Annotated in this window: 2 protein-coding genes and 1 pseudogene; 2 read left to right on the top strand and 1 reads right to left on the bottom strand. The window is 72.4% G+C overall.

Annotated features, from left to right (window positions below; translation table 11 throughout):
- Positions 1–301 precede the first annotated feature (301 nt).
- Positions 302–547 (bottom strand): hypothetical protein, encoded by a 246-nt coding sequence (locus AC3WRT_RS20630; RefSeq protein WP_492725276.1) that lies wholly within the window; start codon positions 545–547, stop codon positions 302–304.
- A gap of 15 nt (positions 548–562) precedes the next feature.
- On the opposite strand from AC3WRT_RS20630, the pseudogene AC3WRT_RS20635 reads away from it, so the two are divergent.
- Both AC3WRT_RS20635 and AC3WRT_RS20640 read left to right on the top strand, forming a co-directional pair.
- Positions 563–754, top strand: a pseudogene (locus tag AC3WRT_RS20635) (alpha/beta hydrolase); the annotation flags it as partial.
- A gap of 28 nt (positions 755–782) precedes the next feature.
- On the top strand, positions 783–1,159 hold a 377-nt coding region (locus tag AC3WRT_RS20640; RefSeq protein ID WP_492725278.1), incomplete at its 3' end, for an alpha/beta hydrolase.

A 1,159-nucleotide genomic window follows, 5' to 3' on the forward strand; every position in this document is an offset into this window, starting at 1 on the left:
CTCGCGACAGCTCTCGCGGCCTGGTACGCCTCCTTCGCCGGCGTGACGAACGAGACCTTCAAGCGGACCGTCGTGCCCACTTGGCCGATGTCTCCCGCCGCGCGCGCCCGCTGATCGAGTCCTCTGGAGGAGGCCCGACCGGCACCCGAGGTACCGGTGGTCGGGCCTCCTGCCCCGTCTCGTGCTGAACGGTGTGGCGCCGCGAGCCCTAGAGGTGTGCCGCGCGGGTGGTGCCGCCGTCCGCCCACAGTGCGGGACGGCCGGGCGCTCGGTTGGCCCTCGCCGGGTCGTCGGACCTAGGCTAGTTCGCCATGACATGCCCCTGCACCATCCGCTCGCGCGCCTTCGTGACACCTTCCTCCTCTTCCAGCGAGGTGAGCCGATGACGGGCTTGTTGCGTCGCGCCGTTCGCGCGTACCACCTGCGCTGCGCACGTGAGGACGCTCGTGTGCGCGGAATCGTCGTGCCACCCGGGGTCTGGGTCTGCGGCTGTCGGCACGTGAGCCTGGACCGGCTCGCCTTCGTGCGTCACCTCGGTGAGGTTCACGCCTGAGCCCTGGGGGTGAAGCACCTGCCTCGCCGGACCGGCCCTGGCTCGCGACCTGCTCACCGGGTCGCCGCGCAGACCGAGGGACTGGGCACGCCGGTGGCAGTGGTGGTCTGGCTCGGCTATGACCCACCCGCCACCCTCGACCCGGACGCCGCCCGACCCGACCGTGCCGTCCAGGGCGCTCCCGTGCTCGCCGCCTTCGTCGCCATCCTACTGCGCGGGGGGTGTCAGCATGGTCTGCCACAGCTACGGCTCGGTCGTCTGTGGGCATGCGGCGCCGCGGCTGCACGTCTCCAACCTCGTCGTCGGTTCCCCCGGGATGGACGTCTGGTCCCGAGCCGCCCTGCACACCTCGGCGGCGCTGTGGGCCGGCATCGCACCCGACGACCCCGATCGGCCTCGTCCCCCACACCCGCGTCGACGGCCTCGGTCATGCTGCGGACCCCACGTCTTCTTCCTTCGGGGCCAGGTCCTTGCCGGTCGAGGGCGCACGGACACAACGGCTACCCAGTCGCCGGCACGGGATCGCGGCGCGCGATCGCGCAGATTGCGTCCGGCCAGGGCGCGAGCGTCGGCGCACCGTAACCCAGGACTGCCCGCCCCCAAGGC

The sequence above is a fragment of the Terrabacter sp. FW104-15G4B genome (genome assembly GCF_058790095.1).